The following is a 20,470-nucleotide window of genomic DNA, read 5'->3' as shown; positions in this document are numbered from 1 at the left end:
AGCAATAGTGGAGTTGCAAATTTCGTGATTGCTTGTTTTTCGTCGTCATCCTGAGCCGTAGGCGAAGGACCTCCGCATTGGCGCTGCCACCTATGCCTCGGCTGCGCAAAGAGAGTGCGGCCAGCTTTGCCTGCACAGGCAGTATTCGCTTCCTCTGGCATCGTGCAGAATGCGGGGGTCCTTCGCGTACCGCTCAGGATGACGACGAAAAACAGGCAACAACAACGACGAGAAATAAGCAACAACAGCGGCAGCAACAGGAGATACTGGAACGCACAGCTTCGTTGTCTGTTGAAGACAAAAAAGGACAGTCCGCCGAGGAGGTCACGATGCACGAAGGAATACGAGGGATAGAAACAGTCTTTCTGCTGTTGCTGCTCTTTGTGGTGATCTTCGGCGATCTGGCCCGCAGGCTGAAGGTGGCCTATCCGATCGTGCTGGTCATCGCCGGGCTGCTGGTCAGTTTTATACCCGGCCTGCCGAAGATCAGCCTGAACCCGGACATGGTCTTCCTCGCCGTGCTGCCGCCGCTGCTGTTTCACGCCGCCTGGGAGACCTCGTGGCGCGACTTCCGCTACAACATCGTGACCATCTTTCTGATGGGGTTCGGCCTCATCGGCTTTACCGTGCTCGGCGTGGCGCTGGCCGGGGAACGGCTATTTTCGCTTCTGTACTGGCGCACGGGATTCGTCCTGGGCGCGATCGTAGCGCCCACCGACGCCATCGCCGCAACCTCCATCGCAAAACGAGTGGGGCTGCCGCAGCGGATCACCGACATCCTGGAAGGAGAGAGCCTGGTCAACGATGCCACCGGCCTGCTGGCGCTGGAGTTCGGCGTAGCCATGGTGGTGAACGGCACAACGCCCTCGTTCGGCGCAGGGGCACTGCGGTTGATCTACCTGGTGGTGGCGGGTATCGGCATCGGAATCGTCGTGGGTTGGGTGGTGCACTGGTTTGAGCTCCACATCGACGATGGGCCGATCGAGATGACCCTCGGCCTCGTGACCGCCTATGCGTCCTATATCGCGGCGGAAGAGGCCCACGCCTCCGGTGTTCTCGCGGTGGTCGCTTGCGGCCTCTACCTGAGCCGGAAGAGCGCGAGCTTCTTTTCGCCGGGCGTGCGGCTGCAGGCCTATGCTCTCTGGAACGCGATCGACTTTGTGCTGAACGGCCTGGTGTTCGTTCTGATCGGACTACAGCTCCCGTTTGTCCTCGCCGGGCTGCACAGCTACAGCAAGGTGACCCTGATGGTCGATGCCGCGGCAGTCAGTGCGCTGGTCATCGCGTTGCGGCTGCTGTGGATCTATCCTGGGGCGTATCTGGCCTATTTCATCCGCAGACGGCTGCTGAAACAGGACGAGCCGATGCTTCCGGCAAAACAGATCTTCGTCACAGGATGGACCGGGATGCGCGGCGTGGTCTCGCTGGCAGCGGCGCTCTCCATTCCCGAGACGATGAAGAACGGCCAGCCGTTTCCCAGCCGTAACCTGATTATCTTTCTGACCTTCAGCGTGATTCTCGTGACGCTGGTGCTGCAGGGGCTGACGCTTCCGCCACTCGTCCGGGCACTGGGGCTGGGCGGAGCCGGCGAACCGGACCGAGAAGAAGGTGAAGCACGACGGTTGATGCTGGAAGCGGCCCTGGAGCATATCGAAGAGGCCCGCGAAAATGACCTGCCGGAGTTTGCGAGGTTCTATGACGATCTCGCCGAGCATCATCGGGAGCGTCTTGCCGCAGTGCTCGGCCACAGCGATACCGGGACGAATGCGAGGCAGTTTGCACGCCAGCAAGCGGTCGCACTGGAGCTGCTGAAGGTACAGAGAAAGATCCTGGTCCACCTGCGCGATGAGGGACGCATCAGCGACTCGGTACTGCGAAGACTGGAGCGTGAACTCGACCTGAACGAGACCACCTGAGGGCACCGCTCCAGTGGTCGAACGTGACGGCGATATCATGAAGCTGGATATAGAAGTGCCGGGAACCTGCGAACTCCCGGCCGGTCGCAGGGGCATCCCTGGACCATATTTGATTCGACCGATTGCAAAGGAGCAACGACTTGAAACTGTTACGCTACGGCCCCGCAGGCCAGGAGAAACCCGGCATCCTCGCACCCGATGGAACCATTCGCGATCTTTCCAAGGTTGTTCCCGACCTGAGCGGCAAGTTCCTCTCTCCCGATTCGCTCAAAGCCATCGCCCAGCTTGACCTGAACGGCCTGCCCGTCGTCGAGGGCAATCCGCGCTTCGGCTCGTGCGTTGCGCAGCCCGGCAAGTTTCTCTGCATCGGCCTCAACTACTCGGACCACGCTGCGGAGTCCGGCATGGCCGTGCCCGCCGAGCCCGTGCTCTTTATGAAGGCAGGATCATCCATCTCCGGGCCGGACGATAACATTGTTATTCCAAGAGGCTCGCTGAAAACCGACTGGGAGGTGGAGCTCGGCGTCGTCATCGGGACCACCGCGAAGTATGTGTCAGAAGAAGACGCGCTCTCGCGCGTTGCCGGCTATTGCCTGATCAATGACGTCTCGGAGCGCGCCTTCCAGCTCGAAGGCACAGGCCAATGGGTGAAGGGCAAGAGCGCCGACACCTTCGGTCCCACAGGCCCGTGGCTTGTCACCTCTGATGAAGTCCCCGACCCGCAGGCACTCGATATGTGGCTGGAGGTCGATGGCCATCGCTACCAGAATGGCAATACCCGCACGATGGTCTTTGGCGTCAAATTTCTCATCAGCTATCTCAGCCGTTTCATGAGCCTGCAGCCCGGCGATATCATCTCGACCGGCACGCCTCCCGGCGTCGGCCTCGGGCAGAAGCCGCCGGTGTATCTGCGTCCCGGCAATAAGATCCGGCTGGGCATCGGTGGTCTTGGGGAGCAGAACCAGCTTGTGGTTGCCGATCCCGGAGAGAAAAGCTAGTTCGACGATTTTGCTTTTCTGGTTGTCATTCCGAGTGGAACGAGGAATCTGCTTCCTCCCGTTTTTTTGCCCATACCGGCACGAACGCCAGGCATGGCAAAGCTGCACCCTTCGTAACTTGCTCCGCGCTTTCTCGGTGATGCGGACGAAGAACGGGAGGAAGCAGGTTCGCTCGCTGCGCTCGGAATGACAACCAGAAAAGCAAGTGCAAGTGCAAAGCAAAGGCGCACCTCGCATTCAGAGGACGTATTTAAAGGCCACGGAAAGGTCGACGAATGTCTACACAGCCGCTGACGATTCTCCACGCCCCTGCGGCGAAGACACCGTTCAATCCCTTTCCCGCAGCCACCGATCTTGAAGCGCATCTACGCCGCGCCGTTCGCGGCGAGGTGAGGTTCGACCAAGGCACGCGCGCCCTCTACGCAACGGACGCTTCGAACTATCGGCAGATTCCCATCGGCCTGGTGCTGCCGCTCGATAGCGCAGACATCGAAGCCACGCTGGCGGCATGCAGGGAGTTCAACGCACCTGTTCTCGCTCGCGGTGCGGCGACCAGCCTTGCAGGACAGTGCTGCAACACGGCCGTCATCCTCGACTTCTCGAAGTACATGCGCCGCGTCCTCGCCGTCGATCCCGAGAGCAGGACAGCGCGCGTAGAGCCCGGTGTGGTGCTCGATCGCGTTCGCGAAGCAGCAGAAGAGCACGAGCTGACCTTCGCACCCGACCCCGCCACGCACAGCCGCTGCACGCTCGGCGGCATGATCGGCAACAACTCCTGCGGCACCCATAGCCTTCTCGGCGGCAAGACCGTCGATAACATCGAGTCCCTCGACATCCTGCTGTACGACGGCACGCGCATGACCGTTGGCCCCACCAGCGAAGAGCAGCTTGAGGCGATCATCGCCGGCGGCGGACGCCAGGGCGAGATCTATGCGGGTCTCAAGAAGATTCGCGACCAGTACGCCACGCTTATCCGCGAACGCTTTCCGCGCATCCCGCGCCGCGTCTCCGGCTATAACCTCGATGAGCTTCTGCCCGAACAGGGCTTCAACGTTGCGCGCGCGCTCGTGGGCAGCGAGGGCACCTGTGTCACGATCCTCGAAGCGAAGCTGCGACTGGTGAAGAGCCCGCAGTTCCGGCGTCTCGTCGGGATTGGTTTCTCCGATGCCTTCATCGCAGCCGACAACGTTCCGCTGGTGCTCGAACACCACCCCATCGCGTTGGAGGGCTTCGACGGTCTGCTCGTCGAGTTCATGCAGCGCAAGAATCTTGCGACCGAAGAGGTGCGCCTGCTGCCCAACGGCAAGGGCTATCTCCTGGCCGAGCTGGGCGCGGACAGTGCGGAAGAAGCCGACGCCCAGGCCCAGGCACTGGCCGCAGCCGCGCTGGAGTTCGTTGCGCGACCTTCCGTTCGCCTCTACACGGAGCAGGAGGCTCGCAAGGTCTGGTTCGTGCGCGAGTCCGCGCTGGGCGCTACTGCCTTTGTTCCCGGCGAGCCTGTTGGATGGGAGGGCTGGGAGGATGCGGCAGTTGCTCCTCAGAAGCTCGGCGAGTATCTGCGCGCCATCTGCACGCTGATGCAGGAGTACGGCTACCGCTCGCCGATGTACGGCCACTTCGGGCATGGATGCGTGCATCTGCGCATCAACTTCGACTTCAAGAGCGAGCGCGGCATCGCGATCTACCGGGAGTTCGTCGACCGGGCTACCGATCTGGTTGTAAGCCTCGGCGGTTCGATCTCCGGCGAACATGGCGATGGCCAGTCGCGCGGCGCTCTGCTGGAGAAGATGTTCGGCGCGGAGCTGATGGAGGCCTTCCGTGAGTTCAAACGGCTGTGGGACCCGCTGGGCCGCATGAATCCCGGCAAGCTGATCGATGCCTACCAGCCGCATGACTACCTGAGGCTGAATACCTCACATGCTCCCATGCAGACCTCGACCCACTTCCACTTCGCCTCGGACGGAGGCTCGTTCGAACAGGCCGCGCTGCGTTGCGTTGGTGTGGGTGCGTGCCGCAAGGAAGAAGCCGGAACCATGTGCCCAAGCTACATGGCGACCAAAGAGGAGAAGCACTCCACGCGCGGACGCGCGCACCTGCTGTGGGAGATGATGCAGGGCGACGTGGTGCGCGATGGCTGGCGCAGCGAAGAGGTACGTGAGGCGCTCGACCTGTGCCTCGCGTGTAAGGCCTGCAAGACCGAGTGCCCGGTCAACGTCGACATGGCGACGTACAAGGCGGAGTTTCTGGCGCATCACTATGAGGGACGCTTGCGGCCGCTTGGAGCCTATGCGTTCGGCTTCGTCGATAAAGGTGCGCGGCTTGCCTCTCTGGCTCCGGGCATCGCCAACTTCATGGCGAGCTGGCCGCTGACCAGCAGGCTCGCGAAGGCCGCGCTGCATATTCATCCCAACCGCACGCTGCCCTCGTTCTCCAGCCAGACCTTCCGCAAGCGATCGAAGACACTGAAACAACCCCCGCAGCCAAGGGGCGATGTCCTGCTGTGGGCGGATACGTTCAACAACTATCTGCACTCCGACACAGCGGTGGCGGCGCACAAGGTGCTCGTCGATGCCGGCTTCCGCGTGCACGTGCTGCAGCAACATGTCTGCTGCGGGCGGCCGCTGTACGACTTCGGCCTGCTCGACTCCGCGAAGAAGTACCTGCTCAAGACGCTGGACGCGCTGGCTCCCTATGCGGAGATGCCGGTCGTCGTACTTGAGCCGAGCTGCGCGACGGTATTTCGCGATGAGCTCATGAACCTGCTGCCAAACGATCCTCGTGCAGCCGGACTGCGCGACCGGACATATCTGCTGAGTCAGTTTCTGGTGAAGCATGCTCCCGAGTACAAGCCACCGGCTATCGATGGCACCATTCTCGTGCAGGGCCACTGTCACCACCAGGCTGTGATGAAGATGACCGATGAGGTGCAACTGCTGCGCAGCACCGGAGCCGATGTGCAGTTGCTAGACTCAGGCTGCTGCGGCATGGCCGGGCCCTTCGGATTCGAGAAGGATAAGTACGAGGTATCGCAGACACTGGCCGAGCGTGTTCTTCTGCCTGCGGTGCGTGGTGCAAAGGCAGGGACTCTTGTGGTCGCGGATGGCTTTAGTTGTCGCGAGCAGGTGGCGCAGAACTCCGAGACGCGTGCGCTACATCTTGCGGAGGTGCTTGCGCGCGGGTTGTAGAGCGATTGAATTAAGGCTAGTGTCTTGTGTTGTTCATTTGTTGAACCATGATGGCCTGCTCAATACAGCGCGAAGCGCGTTCCCCATTCGCAGCATCCACATGTTTCAACAAACAAACGGGCGACCATACTAGGTTTGAAGGGCAAAATCTTATCGGCCCAGAATCTTTTAAAACCTTGCGAAATTTACTGCAATGATAAGGTCGACAGCCACCGGCTCGCCTGATCGCATGGCGGGCTTGAAGCGATACTGCTGTACCGCTTCAATTGCACTCGCATCGAAATCAGGGCTGAGAGAGTCTCTGACTCGAACGTCATGAACGGTTCCTGTCGAATCCACGATGAGACGAACGACACAAGTTCCGTTGAACTTACCCTTTTTCCCGCGAGCAGACTTTGGAAATTCAGGGTCTTTGGAAAAAATCACAACTGGCGCGCTTACGTCTTTGTCTTTGCCGACGTGATAGATCTGGCCATAGGGTTGCGCCTGAGAAGGAGATTGCGGTTCAATCACGACGGCCATCGCTGCTCCACCAGCTGCGATGGAAAGCAGGAAGAGCGTTGAGGGAAGGATCAGACCGTATTTCAAAACAGAGCTAAGAGGCTGCTTCTTGATGTTCATCATCATGACTCGCTTCTCCAGAATGTTGGCATCGAAGATCCCGATGGCGTGAAGTGTGGAGACTCGCGAGGCCATAGCGATCCTGGTTGCAAGTCGTAACAGGGATTGCGTGTAGCTGCGCGAATCGATCAGCCTTTCCGTGGCCATGCCGTCACAGACCATCTCGCGTGTCTGCGCGATGTGAGACTTGAGCATCCAGAGGACTGGGTGAAAGACAAGCAGGAGGCTGGCGACTTCATAGAAGATATTTTTCTGAAAGTCGCGACGCCTTATGTGGGCGCATTCGTGGGCCAGCGCCGCAAGAAAATCCTGCGGCGTACAGCCCTCCGCAAAGCCCACGGGAACGAGGAGCACAGGCTCTCGAAACCCCAGCGTGACAGGGCCGGAAACTCGCGACGAGCTCAAGATACGTGCAGCCTCTACGGAAAACGATCGTTTGCAGTCGCGCCAGATCTCTTCCTGCTCCGGCGAGAGAGAGATGGGGCTGGCTTGTTGAAGCAGCCTTGCAGTGCCCTGCAACGACCAGACGAGCCGCACGGCAAAGTAGAACAGCGAGCCTGCATAGAGCAGCAGTAAGGGCAGTATAAGAATCGCTGGCAGGACGTAGATGCCTCCTACATGCGCGGCGTCACCCTGTGCCGCAACCAACGTAATCGAGGAATTTCCAATACCTTTATCTGGAGCGTGAAGGAAGGCCATCAGCCAGCGAAAGAAAGGCAGCCCAGGCATAAGAATCGCAAGGGCCAGAGTGGAAACCCGGGTGACATGTTCGGCCTGCGGGCCAAGTCGCTTGAGCAGGCGGCTCACCATCCATCCCGCCGCCGCAATCAACGCAACCTCCCAGATAGCGTTGACGACATACGATGCCATAAAAACGCGCAGGCTACTCATCGTGTTCTCCTCCTTCCCGTGCCATCTTTCGGCCCAGATCCGCAATCCGCTCCAGATCAACCTGGCGGTTCTTGACCAGACTCATGACGAGATCTTCAGAGGACCCGCCGAACATGCGTTCTACGAGATCGCGTACCGCCTGGCCGAGGACAGTCTCCCTGGAGGCAACCGTGCGATAGACATAGGCACGCCCCTTCAATGTGCGCTTGACTCTCCCCTTGCGATGGAGAACGTTCAGCATGGTCTGCACCGTGTTGTAGGCAAGATCATTCTTGGGCGACAGGCTCTTCTGCACCTGCAGAACATTGCTTGGCCCTTCGGCCCAGAGCACCTGCATGATCTGCAGTTCGAGAGGGGTAAGGGCGGTGGAACCTTTTTTGCGACCGACCATGAGATCTCCTAAACAAATAGGAGTCTAGGTTCAGCCAGGAGGCTTGTCAACCTAAATTTTTAGGAGATTAATTTTGCCGCCTGCGAACTATCTATCTGCTGTGCGTGGAATAAAGCTCATGACTCGGGGTTTATAGAGATGTGAGTGCAGAGCCTCATGAGCCTTTTGCCGACTCACGGCCCTGACACTCCGGCGAAGCTATATTAACTCGATCTTCGCTGACTGACCTTCCCTCCCCCTACGAAAGGTATTCATGAAGATTCTGATTGCGTCGATTGGTGTTCCTGGACATTTGAACCCTCTGTTGTCTGCAGCAAGCATTTTTGCAAAGCACGGCCATGAAGTTGCCGTGCAGACCTCCAACGAAATGCAGGCCGTGATCGAGGCTGCTGGAGTTACCTTCCTTCCTGAGATTCCTGAAGCGAATACCTCAGGAGGCTACTTCTTCGCTAACTTTCCGGAGAGGCAGGAGAAGACTCCCGGCATGGAGATGATCGCCTTCGACCTCGAACACTTCTTTGCCAGAAATCTTCCTGCACAGGCAGCCAGCTTGAAAGCGGCTCTGCGTGATTTTCCCGCCGATCTCATCCTTGCGGATTCCATGTACTGGGGAACGCTTCCGATGCTTCTGGAGCCGCGTGAACAACGGCCTGCTATCGCTCATATGGGCATCTCGATTCTGAACCTGGGCAGTGGAAAGAATCTTCCCCAACGACCCGGATCTTCTGAAGAAGAGCGGAGCGCGGAACGTCAGCGGAGAGTACGTGTGATGCTGAAGCCCGGTCAGATGGCGGTCGATCGCGCGCTGGCATCGGTCGGCTGCTCCCCGCTGCCGTGCCCTGTGATGGAGAGTCTGTCTTCGCTTTCCGATCTCTATCTGCACCCCGGCATCGAGAGCTTCGAGTATCCGGACACGGACGGTGCTGTCTCGAAGGTGCGCTATATCGGACCTCTGCCTCTGGCGGCAGGACAAGCTCCTCTGCCGGAGTGGTGGGCAGACCTGGACAAGACAAAGCGCCTGGTCCTGGTGACCCAGGGCACCATCGCCAACCGGGATCTTGGACAGCTCATCGGACCGACACTGACCGCTCTGGCCGAGGAAGAAGACCTTCTCGTGCTGGTCACGACAGGCAATGCGCCCGCCGAGTCTATCCCCGTGGAGCTTCCGAAGAATGCGCGTGTAGCTTCGTTTCTTCCTTACGAGCAGGTTATGCCCCACATCGATCTGCTTATCACCAACGGTGGGTACGGCACCGTCAACATGGCGCTGGCCCATGGCATTGCTGTCATCTCCGCCGGTCTGACGGAGGACAAGGAAGAGGTATCGGCCCATATGCAGTGGGCAGGTGTCGGGCTCGACCTCAGAACCAACCAGGCGACGCCGGAAGCAGTACACGCGGCTACAAGAGAGATTCTCGATACTCCGGGCTACCGCGAACAGGCGAAGAAGTTCGCACTGGAGTTCGCAAGCCACGATGCTGAGGCGGAGTTACTTAGCGCAGTGGAAGCTTGCGTTCAGCAGCTGGTAGAAGCGTAAGAAAGCGCACCCGCACGTAAACAAAATGGGGTTCTCGCGCAGGAGGCAATTTGCTCCTGGGCGAGAACCCCGTTTCTATTTCGCTCTGCAGCTTTACTGATTCCGCAAGGTCTCCAGCGGCATCGAGGTTTGGCTCAGATCGTCGGTGCCTTTGAGGGGTTCCGTCTCTGTCAGACGAGTGCCAACAGCTTTAGCCAGATCGGGGATGTCGTAGTGAAGCAGCACGCCGGGAACTATGTCCTCTGACGCGCCGATGGGTAACGGCGCTTCGAGCAGGCCGTGGTAGCTGCTGAGGACGTGGTCGATCGTGATGTGCTTGAGGCGTGCGTCCAGAACAGCGGCGTGCAGCAGCACGAGGCCCATATGCCCGCTGCCGATGGCAGTGATCCTGCTGGCATCGACATCGGGACGGCTCGCGAGGGCATCGATGAGGCGGATCACGTCATCCACACGCATTCCTACCAGGGTGTGTTTTACCAGCTCGGCACGCAGGCTCAGCAGATAGAAGGGGCCGAGGATCGGCGACTTCATGTCGTCCGTTCCAGCAGGGGAAGGAGAGGGCGTAACCGCCAGGACTATGTTTCCTGCGGCGGTGAGCTTTTCAAACTCCGCTTTGTTCGCCTGCGCCCTGGGGTTATCGGCATCGATAGACTCCGGCACCAGGAGCAGGACAGCGGGATGACGTCCGGTGGTCTGCGGAACGGACAGCGTTCCACGAAGAGTTACGTTGGGGGCGGTCTCCAGGTGGAATTCGCCAGTCTTTGCAGATTGAGGGGCGGGCTCCTGCTTTGACGCGCCGGGCTTCGCCTTCGCGCCGGTCGCTTCGCGAATGGCGGAGGCCAGTTTTTCTCCCGTAAGGACAGGATGGTTCGAAGGGATCGCCTGAGCCGCATGTTTCAGGTTGAGAGTAAAGATGGTTTCAGCGTGCGGGTAGCTCGTCGCCACCTGGCCGGTGCTCGTGACTTGCAGAGCATCCTTGGGCAGACCGGTGGGTGCGCCGCGAGGGATGGGCGGCGGCAGCAAGGGGTGATCGGCGTCAGAGCCCGGCTGGAGGTTGCGCAGAAAGAAGCCGACGATATTGCCCATGATCGGGCTCAGAGCCCCGTGTCCACCGGGGCCGGTGATGAATTGCAGGCGCGCTGTCAGCGGCACGGCGTTGGGCGTGTCGATGTTGAGAGCAGGTGCCGTGGGGTGAGACTGAGCTGCCGCCTCTGCCGCAGAGGCCGAGGGCATGCCCGCGCTTGCAGGATCGAAGAGTGAGTAGAAGCGGCGTGCCTCCGAGACCGTTGCACGGGCGCCGGCGAAGGGGAACATGTCGGAGTAGGTCGCGACCGCAGCATAGGGGCGCGGAGCTACAAGTTCGATCCAGTCCGGGAAGTCCAGACCGGCGGCGATAAAGCCGGGAATGGATTGCTCGCCGTCCTGCGGGCCGATGGACGCGAGCAACGTATCGAACGAGGTGTTATAGCAGGCGACGGCGGTGGCGGCCACGCGGGTGTCGAGTGCGCCTGTAAGTGCGGTCATCGCTCCGCCGCCGGAGCAGCCGAAGGCTCCGATACGTTTGGGGTCCACCTCGGGACGCTGACTGAGGTAGTCGATGCCGCGCATGGCGTCCCAGACGAAGTAGCGAGAGATAGCATCGCCGATCAACGAAGGTTGCAGGCCAGCTTCGCCGTGCTCGCCGGTGGGACGCGAGGCGAGGCTGGCCTCGGGCTTGCTGGGGTCGGGATACTGGAGGCGCTCGCCCTGTCCGATTGGGTCGTAGGAGAGAACGACAAAGCCGTTACGCGCAAAGGTGGCTGCGGTAAAGTAGTCGCTCGCCTTGCCTGCCGGGCCGTGGCCGGGAGCGATGAGGATCGCGGAGAGCTTTTCTCCGGTGGGCTTGCCGTCAGGTAGATAAAGAAGCGCCGTGACGGGGAAGCCGGGCTGGCTCTCGAAGAGGACCTTCTCGATGCGGAAGCCGTCGGCCTGGGTGACTCCGAGAGTCTTCGCGTTGAGAGGCGTGCGCTCGGGGAGGCCTCCGATGAGGGAGAGAATCTTCTTGCGAACGATGGCCTGGCGGGCTTCCGCTTCGGCGCGGCTTGCGAGCGCGGCTACAGAGGCGTGGCGAGCGGCGGTGTCCTGCGCGGCAATGGTGTCGAGGTGTTGGACGAGTTCCGCGCGGCCGATATTGGCTGGGCTGTTGGGGTCGATCTTTGCGGGTGCGGCAGGAGCCTGGGCGTAGGCTAAGGTTCCGAGCAGAGCAGTGGTGGCGAAGCTGCGGAAGATCAAGGAAGAGAATCGGTACATCACTTCACCTATGCTTGAGAGGTTTTAAAGCAGTGTGATGCTTGGCCTGAGGAAGTCTTTTGTCTTTGCTTTTCTTGTTGTCATTTCCGAAGGGACTCTGCTGTCTCCCGTTCTTCGGTCGTATCGACGAGAAGGACGGGAGGTAGTTCGGAAGATACAGCCGGCGGTGGCATCGTTAAAAACGGGAGGAAGCAGGTTCCTCGCTACGCTCGGAATGACAACAAGAAAAGCAAAGACAACGGCAAAGGCTTAGTGCAGCATGTAAGGCTGTGCCGGTACTGGAACGGGCTCGGGAACTTTTGCGGCATCGAGAGTAGCCGCACCATTGAGTCCGGTTCCCGTTACGTTGTGGGTGCTAAGCAGAGGTCCGGTAAATCCAGTTACTTTGATATCGCGCACTACCGCGTGCTTGATATTCGCCAGAGAAATTCCCTTGCCGCACGTGCCCGTTACATTCGTCAGCGAGAAGCCTTCGAGCGGCTTGCTCGGATGGATTCCGACGCCATCGACCAGCACCGGCATGTCCGTCACGCGAATATTGCTGAAATGGAAGTTCCGAATCGTCGGAATGCCCTCTTCGCCGGGAACTGGGAACTCGTCCTGCTTGCCGCTGTCCAGAATGTTGAAGCGCAGGAACCCCTGCTTCGCGCCGGAAACTTCAAGGTCGTTCATCGAGATATCTTCGATGAACGCGCCACGGCCCGGGCGGCTCTTGATGTAGATCGCGAAGGTCCGCGCGCCGAGACACTTGCAGTGGTCAACACGGACGTTGCGAATGCCGCCGGAGGTCTCGCTGCCGATGCCGATGCAGGCCCAGAAGTGATCCATGAACGTGCAGTTGGAGATCTGCACATCCTCGGTCGGGCGAAGGATGGTGTAGCCCTCTTCACCGCGGCCTGACTTGAGCGAGATGCAGTCGTCATGGGTGTCGAAATCGCAGCCATCGATCACGACATGCTTGCAGGAGTCGACGTCGATCCCATCCGCTCCGCTATGAACCGTCACGTTCTTGAAGGTGATGTTCTCGCAGTAGGTTGGGTGGATCGACCACATGTCGTTCTGGCTGGTGAAGCAGTCTTCCACGCGCACGTTCTTGCAGCTAACAAACTCCAACAGCGCGGGATTGCGGAATTGGGTTGCGCGATCGACACGGCCTTTGATGGCGGTGTTGCCGATGATCTTGCCTTTTCCAACGATGCCGATGTTCTCGGCATCCATCGCGGAGATGAAGCCGATGGAACCCTTGATCCAGCGACCTTCCCAGCGAACCTGCGTCAGCGGATAGTCGGCCACGTCCGGCGAACCGAGGAGAGAGGCATCGCCATCGAGCCGCAGCAATGTATTGGAGCGCAGCACAAGTGCGCCACTCAGATACTCGCCCGCAGGGACGAAGACCTCGCCGCCGCCCAGCAAGCTGCAGCGGTCCAGCGCCTGCTGCAGAGCCAGAGTGTCCTTGGTCTTGCCATCGCCTACAGCGCCGAAGTCACGCACGTTCAGCTTGACGACAGGCTTGGGCGTAGCAGGCTCAGCATGGAGCTTGGCATGGCTCTCGGCGGAAGACTTCGCCGGTGTCTGCGCTTCAAGAAGTACGGGCAGAGTCGATAACAGGGGCAGAGAGGCCAGGCCTTGCCCGGCTCTCTTCAGGAAGGTACGTCGCGCCCACTCAGGATGATTCATAGTTGCTCTTTCCTTGTTCCGTTCTTGTTCTTACTGCGCGGAAACTACTCGACTTAGAAGGTGAGCTTGACCGCGCCCTGGAAGATTCTGGGAGCGCCTGGACCTGTGGTCGTGTTGTTTCCCTGGGACTGAGTAATCTGTCCGAAGGTAGACGAGAGCAGGCTGGTACTGGTGGGGTTGTTGAAGTTCGGATGATTCAGCACATTGAAGCTCTCAAGACGCAGAACCATCGCCAGCCGGTCGTGCAGCGGGAAGGCGCGGCTCAGGGTCGCATCCAGTTGGAAGAGCCTGGGACCGAAGAAGGCGTTGCGTCCAAGATTTCCATAGGTGCCGATCGCATTCTGTGTAAAAGCAGCGGGCGAGATGAAGAGGGAGTTTGTGCCCTCAACCTGCTGCGTCTTGGTTTTGGTGTAGGGCGTAACGGAGACCAGGTTGGGACGGTCGTTGCCGATATCGGTGAGGGAGTTGTCATTGCCCGAGGTGACGTTGAAGGGCGCGCCGCTGGTGATACGGAGCAGCGGTGCGAGCTCCCAGTGATTGATGGCATAGCCCTGCCAGCCCGAAAGACCGAAGTGGCTTTCGGCTACCAGGGAGCTGTTGATGATGTGGCGGCGATCGAATCCGCAGTTCGCCATGTCGCGGCGAATGTTGTTCGGATCCTCTACAGCCGTGCTGTTGAAGGCTCCCGGGTTGTCCTGGATGTCGAGGCAATGAGACCAGGTGTAGTTCGCGAGGAAGACGAAGCTGGCGGAAGCACGATGCTGGATCGTAGCCACCAGAGCGTTGTAGTGGGCCGTGGCTCCCGGAACCATGAGCACGGTGCCTGCACCGCCGCCCAGATACTTCACACCCTGGCTGGGGTTATCCAACGTGAGGAGAAAACGGCTGGCCTGATTGCCCGTGGTGGAGCATGCGGTACCGGGAGCAGGCGCAGTAGGCAGAGGAGCGCACGAGCCTGCACCAGTTGAAACACCGGGGATATAGACAGCCGGGTTCAGAGGATAGCCATAGGCTGCATGCGTGGTTTTGTTGCCGATGTAGTCGAGCTGGAACTGCCATCCACGCGGCAGCTCGTGCTGCAGGCTGGCCGTGTACTGAAGCACGTAAGGCGACTGGAAGTGCTTCGGGTACACGATGTACTGGCTCTGGTTGCTGAACGTGGTGGAAGAGGGCGGCGTAAACGGCATCGGGAAAGGATTGCCGGGGCTTGTTCCGCCCGACCAGGGGCTATCGAAGCTGATGGGTCCAGTCGCCGTCGCACTGTTGGTGACCTGGGTGGCGAAGGGCGGGTTGGCCAGCACTTCGGAGGCGTTGAACAGATTGGTCTCGTCATAGACCAGCGACGAACCGGCGCGGAATACGGTCTTGCCATCTCCGATGGGATCGTAGGTGATGCCGAATCGCGGCGAGAACTGGTTGAGAGAGTTCTGGGTAAAGTTCTTCGGCACGCCCGGATCGCCGTAGAAGAAGCTCCCGGCGGGAGCATTGGGAAATACGGTGCTGTGTTTGTTGGCCAGGAACGAGGCCATATCGAAGGTAGAGCCGCGACCGAAGTAATCGGTGGGCACATATTCCGGTCCCCAGCGCAGGCCGGCAGAGATCACCATCTTGGGAGTCGCGTGATAGGTGTCCTGAATGTAGAGGCTGGGGATCGGGGCGCGCAATGCGTTCTGCTGCGGCTTGCTCTGGGCGAAGCTGGGCATCGCACCGGTCAGGAAGTCGAGGTTGGCATCGGTGCCCGCTACATCCGTGCTGTCACCGGCGGGAGGGGTGAATTTAAGATTCTGCCCCGGACCCTTCTGGCTGAAGATGCCGGTGAAGTTGAAGGTGCCGTTCGACGTAAATGCATTGTTGACGTTGAGCTGGGCGCGAACGAACTCGCCACCGAAGACGAGCTGGTTCTTACCGAGCACCATGTTGACGTCGTCAGCTACAGAGAAGGCGTTGACGTTGAAGATGCCGGTGGCGCAGGTGCTGCAATAGGTGAGGAACTTGCCACCCTGCACACGCAGACCGATCGGAACCTCCTGAAAGACATCGACGCCCAGGTTTGTAGCGTTAATTCCCTGCGCAGCCGGACCGCGCTCGTTCGATCTCCGGGTTCCTGTCACGTGAACCGTATTCACGAGCTTGGGACTGACGACCCAGGTCTCACCGATGGTGAGAGTCTGTGCACGCTCGGTGTTACCGGGGTTAGCGGTCAGCAGGATATTGGTGGGGGAAAAGAATGCGGGAGTGTTGTAGCCGTCAATGAAGTAGCGGCCATAGAGACTGTGCTTCGGGGAAAGAGTCGAATCGATGCGGGTAATGAACTGGTTCTCCGTCTGCAGAAAGGGGATCGAATAGTTCACCTTGCCGCAAGGATCGGAGGTTGCAGGGAGATACTTCTCCAGGGCCAGGGCCGCAGGAGAGAATCCAGCGGGGTTCGCAACACTGATCGGGCTGATGTGATCGTTCTGAAGCAGAGCGCCAGTGATGGGATTGAAGAGCTGGATCTGCTGGCCTGCCTTGATGCTGGTTACGCAGGCACTGGAGTTCGTGTAGGAGAAATCACCCGCCAGGTTAGCTGCCGTGGGGACGAACGCGGTATTGGTTGCGCTGGACTGCGAGAAGTTCAAACGCTGGTAGCCGGCAAAGAAGAACAACTTGCCTTTGATAACCTTCCCACCCACAGTGCCGCCAAACTGGTTCTGATGCAGCGAATCCTTGGTGGCGGAGAAGAAGCTGTTCGCGTCGATAAAGTTGTTGCGAATAAATTCGAAGGCCGTTCCATGCCACTGGTTCGAACCGGAGCGAGTAACTACGTTGACGAGGCCGGCGGGGTGCAGGCCGCTCTGCGCGCCGAGCGCCGTGGTCTCAACGCTGAACTGCGAGACGGCATCCGGGAAGGGGAAGGCAAAGCTGGTGTTGGACTCGTAGTCGTTGTTATCGCCGCCGTCCAAGCGGTAGTCGGTTTGATTGCCCTGTCCGCCTGCGATGTTCGGCGAGACTGAGCTGAAGAAGCCCTTATTTCCCTGGGTCAGAGCGTTGCCCGGAACAGAGGCTCCGGAGAGTCCGATCAGTGACGTTACCTGACGGCCGTTGAGCGGCAGTTCTGTGAGGGTCTTCTGGTCTACGGTCTGCTTGAACGAGGAGTCTTCCGTCTGCAGGGCGATACCGTCGGCCTGAACCTCGACCTGCTGGCTGGCTTCGCCAACCGGCATCGTTACATTGATGCCGATGCTGCTGCCGACTTCCAGCACGATATTGTGCTGGCTGTAGGTCTTGAAACCCGGCGCGGTGACGGTCAGGTTATAGGTGCCGATATTGATATTGGGAAAGCTGTAGAGCCCGTTCTGGCCGCTGAGCGTGGTGTGCTTCACCTGCGTCGCGGCATCGACAACGGTCACGGGAGCGTTGGGGATCACAGCGCCGCTGGGGTCCGTTACCGTGCCCTGGATGCTGGCTGTACCGGCGATCTGAGCCTTGCCTGTAGCGGTGAACAGGAGCATCGCTGCTGCAAAAAGAGCCACCAACCAATGGCCACGCATCGTACCTGCGGTCTGAAACTGGTCCTTGCCTGACATTCTTTCAACACAGCGATGACCCAGCCGTATGCGATTCGCGTCCATAGGTTTTCCTCCAAATGGGCTGTCAAAAACAACAATGAAAGGCGAATCGTGAATCTCAATGGCTTCGCTTCAACGTGCCAACAACCTGAATTCTGTTCGGAGCAAATAGTAGAGAGGCCAGCAAAGACCTGTCAAGCAGGATAGAAATCGGACAGACATGCGGAGGAGATAAAATGCGAAATATAAGGATAAATTGCGGTTTTTCCAGGGACATCGTAGGCAGGCCCTCTGTCTTTGAGGCTTGTATCTGGTAAGACAGCTATTTGCGATCTCGCCAGCCGTTCCGTGCGGCGCCGCACTGCTGATTTCAACTCCACGATGTCGGCCGTCGGCCGGAGATAGAAGACTACAAGCCGATGAAAAAGAAGTTCAAAACCAACTTCTCCACCACACGATGGGAGGCAACCACCAGATTGCTTTCACTGGATTCTGAAAGCCTCGGATCATCTCCGAACTTCTAACTGAAATGCCGCGAATAAGCATTCGCGGCATTCCAGCTAAGAAAGCACTACAGATGTGCTGCTATTTTTACTGTCCGCCGCCTTCTACAAGCTCTGATGAAATCGCCGTCAGATAGCCGAACAATCCACCCGGGGCTCCGCCGTTCGTTGGAACAGCAGTGAAGTACAGCTCGGCTGCGGGTGAAGCCGCAGGATCGCTGTTCGCTGGAGCCACATTGCCGGGGCTGATGGCCCAGATGCCTGGAATGGCCAGCGTCTTGCCCTTGGCATCCTGCAACAATCCATCGAACCTTCCGGTGACAAGATCGAAAGCCGCAATGACGCCGCTGTTTTCGGTTGTGCCGCCGCCGGCAAATTGCGCAACCAGCAAGTCATGGCTGAAGCGCCCGAAATCGAGCGGAGCAAGAGCCACACCCCAGGGAGCGTTCATAAAATCTCCACTCTCCAGGCGTTGCAGCAATACGCCTTCTGAAGTGTAGATATCCACACGGCCAAGGCCTGGACCATCAGTTTCAACCTGTTTTCCCTCTTCATGAAGGACATAGGTTACGACGATATCGTTGCCGATTGCCTGTACGTTGAAGGGCACAAAATTACGGGGCAGCAGCTCGTCTCGGAAAGCATTTCTTTCTCCCCGCAGCTCCACACGATGAAACGCGTTGTCATAAACATCCACACGGCCTTTGCCAAAGTTAGCCGCATAGAGGAAGCGCTGGTTATCAATAAAGGCACTGGTCAGGCCCGTGTAGCTTGTTCCGTCTGTGTTTTTCGCTACGGTGATGGCATGGGTCGACGGCGCCACTGCTCCCGGTGCGATGGCTACATTCGCATTCCAGGCGACGAGGCTGCCATCGATGGTGCAGAAGAGAAATTCAGCAGCAAAACCGCCGGGCAATAAGAAATCGGTAGGGCTGGCGTTGAAGATCGTTCCCGTGGGAGAACCGATCGGAGTCTTCTTGTTATTCGGATCTGCAGGGGGAATGGTAACGATGAGAGAGTTCTTGGTTCCGGCACCATTGTAGAGAGTGCTGAAACCGGTCAGGTTATCGGAGACCCACCAATCGCCGCTGGAGCCGCGGGAGAGTCCCCAGGGATTGACCAACTGCGGGTCGGTAATGGGAGCCACTCCCGAGACATTGGAAACGAGATTCGTCTGGGTATAGTGCTGTCCGAAAGCAGCGGTAGCTGTAATCGATAAGGATAATGCGGTATAAACAGTGAGACGAGACAATGATTTCACGTACAAGCTCCTATTTGCTCATAAGCCCGCAGACATAGTGCTTGGCCCCTCGTACGGCGCTGTGCCGGAAGAGGGCTGAAATCGAAACGCAGGCGGGGAGAGCTGCATTTGATTCCGAGGGCAGCGTATCCGTCTTCTTGCTAACGGTATCTGTTGCCATCTTTAACACCTCTCGTTAGCGCTTTATTCCTGACTTTTTCTAATCGCTCAAATTTCCAGTGCGATGTGGCGTTCACGTGTTTGTCGTAACGGCGCAGGTCTCCTCATGCCTCTGGCCAACAGGCGAGCGATTATTAGCGGGAAATTTGATCTGAAGAGATCGCAAAAGCCTCAAGTAAGCCAAACCCTCCGGCACGGCTTTTCTGCCACAACCGCACTTACAGGACGCGGCTGTGGCGATAGCCTTCGGCGGTGAGAGCGGCGAGCAGCTCTTCGACCTGCTCGCGGCCGCGGGTCTCCATCGTAATGTCGATGGTCGTATCGCCCAGGTTCACCCCGTAGTAGGCGCGGTTGTACAGCGTATCGACGATGTTGGCGCGGTGCCGGGCGATGATCACCGTGAGATCGGTGAGGGCGCCGGGGCGGTCGAGCAGGTGGATGCGCAGGCGGATCATACGGCCGTCCTGCACCAGGCCTCGCTCGATGATGCGGCTCAGCAGGGTAACGTCGATATTGCCGCCGCTGACGAGGACCGCCGTGCGCATGCCCTTCGGCAGCGAGGTGCGCTGCTGCAACAGAGCGGCCAGCGCGGTGGCTCCGGCACCTTCCGCGAGCGTCTTCTCGCGTTCGAGCAGGGTCAGGATCGAGCTGGCGATCTCGTCCTCGTCGACGGTGACGATCTCATCCACATATTTGTCGACGACGGGGAAGGTAACTTCGCCGGCGCGGCGCACGGCGATACCATCAGCGATGGTAGTCGCGGGATCGAGCGTGGTGGGATGGTGGTCGCGGACGGCTGTCTGCATCGAAGGCAGACGCGAGGTCTGCACGCCGATAACGCGCACGCCCGGCTTCAGTTCTTTGACCGCGCAGGCGACACCGCCGATGAGGCCGCCACCTCCGATAGGCACAATTACCGCTTCAAGATTGTCGATCTGTTCCAACAGTTCGAGCCCGATGGTTCCCTGCCCCGCCATGACGAGGGGGTCGTCGAAGGGGTGGATGAAGGTCATGCCCTGGGCTTCGCACAGCCGGGTAGCCTCTGTGCAGGCCTCGTCGTAGTTCGCGCCGTGCAGCACGACCTCCGCACCGAAGCCGCGCGTGGCGGTGACTTTGACGAGCGGTGTGGTGATCGGCATGACGATGACGGCACGAATGCCGCGCCGCGTCGCGTGATACGCCACGCCCTGCGCGTGGTTGCCGGCGCTGGCGGCGACGACTCCGCGCGCGCCCTGATCCGGGGTCAACGTGGCGATCTTGTTCAGCGCGCCGCGCTCCTTGAAGCTGCCCGTCATCTGCAGGTTCTCGAGCTTCAGGAAGACTTCCTGCCCGGTAATGCGCGAGAGCATCTCGGAACGGGTGCAGGGCGTGAGGTAGATCGAACTGCCGATGCGTTCGCGGGCGGCGAGGGTATCGGCGAGCGTGAGAGCTGGGGTCGTGGAAGGCATTGCTATCTATGGTACCCCTGTGCGCACTTGCTCCCACCACGAGGCT

Annotated in this window: 11 protein-coding genes; 4 read left to right on the top strand and 7 right to left on the bottom strand. The window is 59.4% G+C overall.

Annotation, left to right across the window (positions count from 1 at the left end):
- Nucleotides 1-92: 92 nt before the first annotated feature.
- The 3 genes from HDF15_RS20620 to HDF15_RS20610 all read left to right on the top strand — a co-directional run bounded on the left by HDF15_RS20620 (nucleotide 93) and on the right by HDF15_RS20610 (nucleotide 6,099).
- Nucleotides 93-1,916: a Na+/H+ antiporter gene (locus HDF15_RS20620; protein WP_260331207.1), complete on the top strand. Its 1,824-nt coding sequence runs from the start codon at nucleotides 93-95 to the stop codon at nucleotides 1,914-1,916.
- Nucleotides 1,917-2,056: 140 nt separating this feature from the next.
- On the top strand, nucleotides 2,057-2,914 hold the full coding sequence (locus HDF15_RS20615) for a fumarylacetoacetate hydrolase family protein (RefSeq protein WP_184259005.1): 858 nt from the start codon (nucleotides 2,057-2,059) through the stop codon (nucleotides 2,912-2,914).
- A 275-nt stretch (nucleotides 2,915-3,189) separates the two neighbouring features.
- Nucleotides 3,190-6,099: an FAD-binding and (Fe-S)-binding domain-containing protein gene (locus tag HDF15_RS20610; RefSeq protein WP_184259003.1), complete on the top strand. Its 2,910-nt coding sequence runs from the start codon at nucleotides 3,190-3,192 to the stop codon at nucleotides 6,097-6,099.
- A gap of 168 nt (nucleotides 6,100-6,267) precedes the next feature.
- Here HDF15_RS20610 and HDF15_RS20605 read toward each other — a convergent pair whose 3' ends face one another.
- Together HDF15_RS20605 and HDF15_RS20600 are read right to left on the bottom strand one after the other, a co-directional pair.
- Entirely contained in the window at nucleotides 6,268-7,611 is a 1,344-nt protein-coding gene (locus tag HDF15_RS20605; protein ID WP_184259001.1) for a TonB family protein, read from the bottom strand.
- Nucleotides 7,604-8,002 carry a BlaI/MecI/CopY family transcriptional regulator gene (locus tag HDF15_RS20600; protein WP_184258999.1) on the bottom strand — a complete coding sequence of 133 codons (399 nt, stop codon included), beginning with the start codon at nucleotides 8,000-8,002 and terminating at the stop codon, nucleotides 7,604-7,606. The genes HDF15_RS20605 and HDF15_RS20600 overlap by 8 nt, the downstream gene beginning before the upstream one ends.
- Before the next feature lie 253 nt (nucleotides 8,003-8,255).
- Here HDF15_RS20600 and HDF15_RS20595 point away from each other — a divergent pair, with 253 nt between their 5' ends.
- The gene (locus HDF15_RS20595; protein WP_184258996.1) at nucleotides 8,256-9,539 is read left to right on the top strand and encodes a glycosyltransferase; all 1,284 of its coding nucleotides are present in this window, start codon (nucleotides 8,256-8,258) and stop codon (nucleotides 9,537-9,539) included.
- 93 nt (nucleotides 9,540-9,632) lie between these two features.
- Here the strand turns inward: HDF15_RS20595 and HDF15_RS20590 are convergent, their stop codons facing one another.
- From HDF15_RS20590 to ilvA, 5 genes are all read right to left on the bottom strand, one after another.
- Nucleotides 9,633-11,828, bottom strand: coding sequence for an acetylxylan esterase (locus HDF15_RS20590; RefSeq protein ID WP_184258994.1), 2,196 nt, complete (start codon nucleotides 11,826-11,828; stop codon nucleotides 9,633-9,635).
- Nucleotides 11,829-12,077: 249 nt separating this feature from the next.
- Nucleotides 12,078-13,505: a glycoside hydrolase family 28 protein gene (locus tag HDF15_RS20585; protein WP_184258992.1), complete on the bottom strand. Its 1,428-nt coding sequence runs from the start codon at nucleotides 13,503-13,505 to the stop codon at nucleotides 12,078-12,080.
- A gap of 53 nt (nucleotides 13,506-13,558) precedes the next feature.
- Entirely contained in the window at nucleotides 13,559-17,116 is a 3,558-nt protein-coding gene (locus HDF15_RS20580) for a TonB-dependent receptor (RefSeq protein ID WP_184258990.1), read from the bottom strand.
- A gap of 528 nt (nucleotides 17,117-17,644) precedes the next feature.
- Complete coding sequence (locus HDF15_RS20575; protein ID WP_184258988.1) at nucleotides 17,645-18,817, bottom strand: TIGR03118 family protein; 1,173 nt, start codon at nucleotides 18,815-18,817, stop codon at nucleotides 17,645-17,647.
- Between the two features lie 377 nt (nucleotides 18,818-19,194).
- The gene (gene ilvA / locus HDF15_RS20570; protein WP_184258986.1) at nucleotides 19,195-20,424 is read right to left on the bottom strand and encodes a threonine ammonia-lyase; all 1,230 of its coding nucleotides are present in this window, start codon (nucleotides 20,422-20,424) and stop codon (nucleotides 19,195-19,197) included.
- Nucleotides 20,425-20,470: the final 46 nt, after the last annotated feature.

This window comes from Granulicella mallensis, from assembly GCF_014203225.1.
In the GTDB taxonomy this organism is placed as follows: Bacteria; Acidobacteriota; Terriglobia; order Terriglobales; family Acidobacteriaceae; genus Granulicella; species Granulicella mallensis_A.
Note: the sequence above shows the minus strand (reverse complement) of the source record. Positions and strands in the feature narration are given on the sequence as shown.

Excerpts from the sequence above, each read along its gene's own strand:
- HDF15_RS20590 (WP_184258994.1), bottom strand. The coding sequence starts at position 11,828 with ATGTACCGATTCTCTTCCTTGATCTTCCGCAGCTTCGCCACCACTGCT.
- HDF15_RS20610 (WP_184259003.1), top strand. The coding sequence starts at position 3,190 with ATGTCTACACAGCCGCTGACGATTCTCCACGCCCCTGCGGCGAAGACA.
- HDF15_RS20595 (WP_184258996.1), top strand. The coding sequence starts at position 8,256 with ATGAAGATTCTGATTGCGTCGATTGGTGTTCCTGGACATTTGAACCCT.
- HDF15_RS20605 (WP_184259001.1), bottom strand. The coding sequence starts at position 7,611 with ATGAGTAGCCTGCGCGTTTTTATGGCATCGTATGTCGTCAACGCTATC.
- HDF15_RS20600 (WP_184258999.1), bottom strand. The coding sequence starts at position 8,002 with ATGGTCGGTCGCAAAAAAGGTTCCACCGCCCTTACCCCTCTCGAACTG.
- HDF15_RS20620 (WP_260331207.1), top strand. The coding sequence starts at position 93 with ATGCCTCGGCTGCGCAAAGAGAGTGCGGCCAGCTTTGCCTGCACAGGC.
- HDF15_RS20585 (WP_184258992.1), bottom strand. The coding sequence starts at position 13,505 with ATGAATCATCCTGAGTGGGCGCGACGTACCTTCCTGAAGAGAGCCGGG.
- HDF15_RS20580 (WP_184258990.1), bottom strand. The coding sequence starts at position 17,116 with ATGGACGCGAATCGCATACGGCTGGGTCATCGCTGTGTTGAAAGAATG.
- ilvA (WP_184258986.1), bottom strand. The coding sequence starts at position 20,424 with ATGCCTTCCACGACCCCAGCTCTCACGCTCGCCGATACCCTCGCCGCC.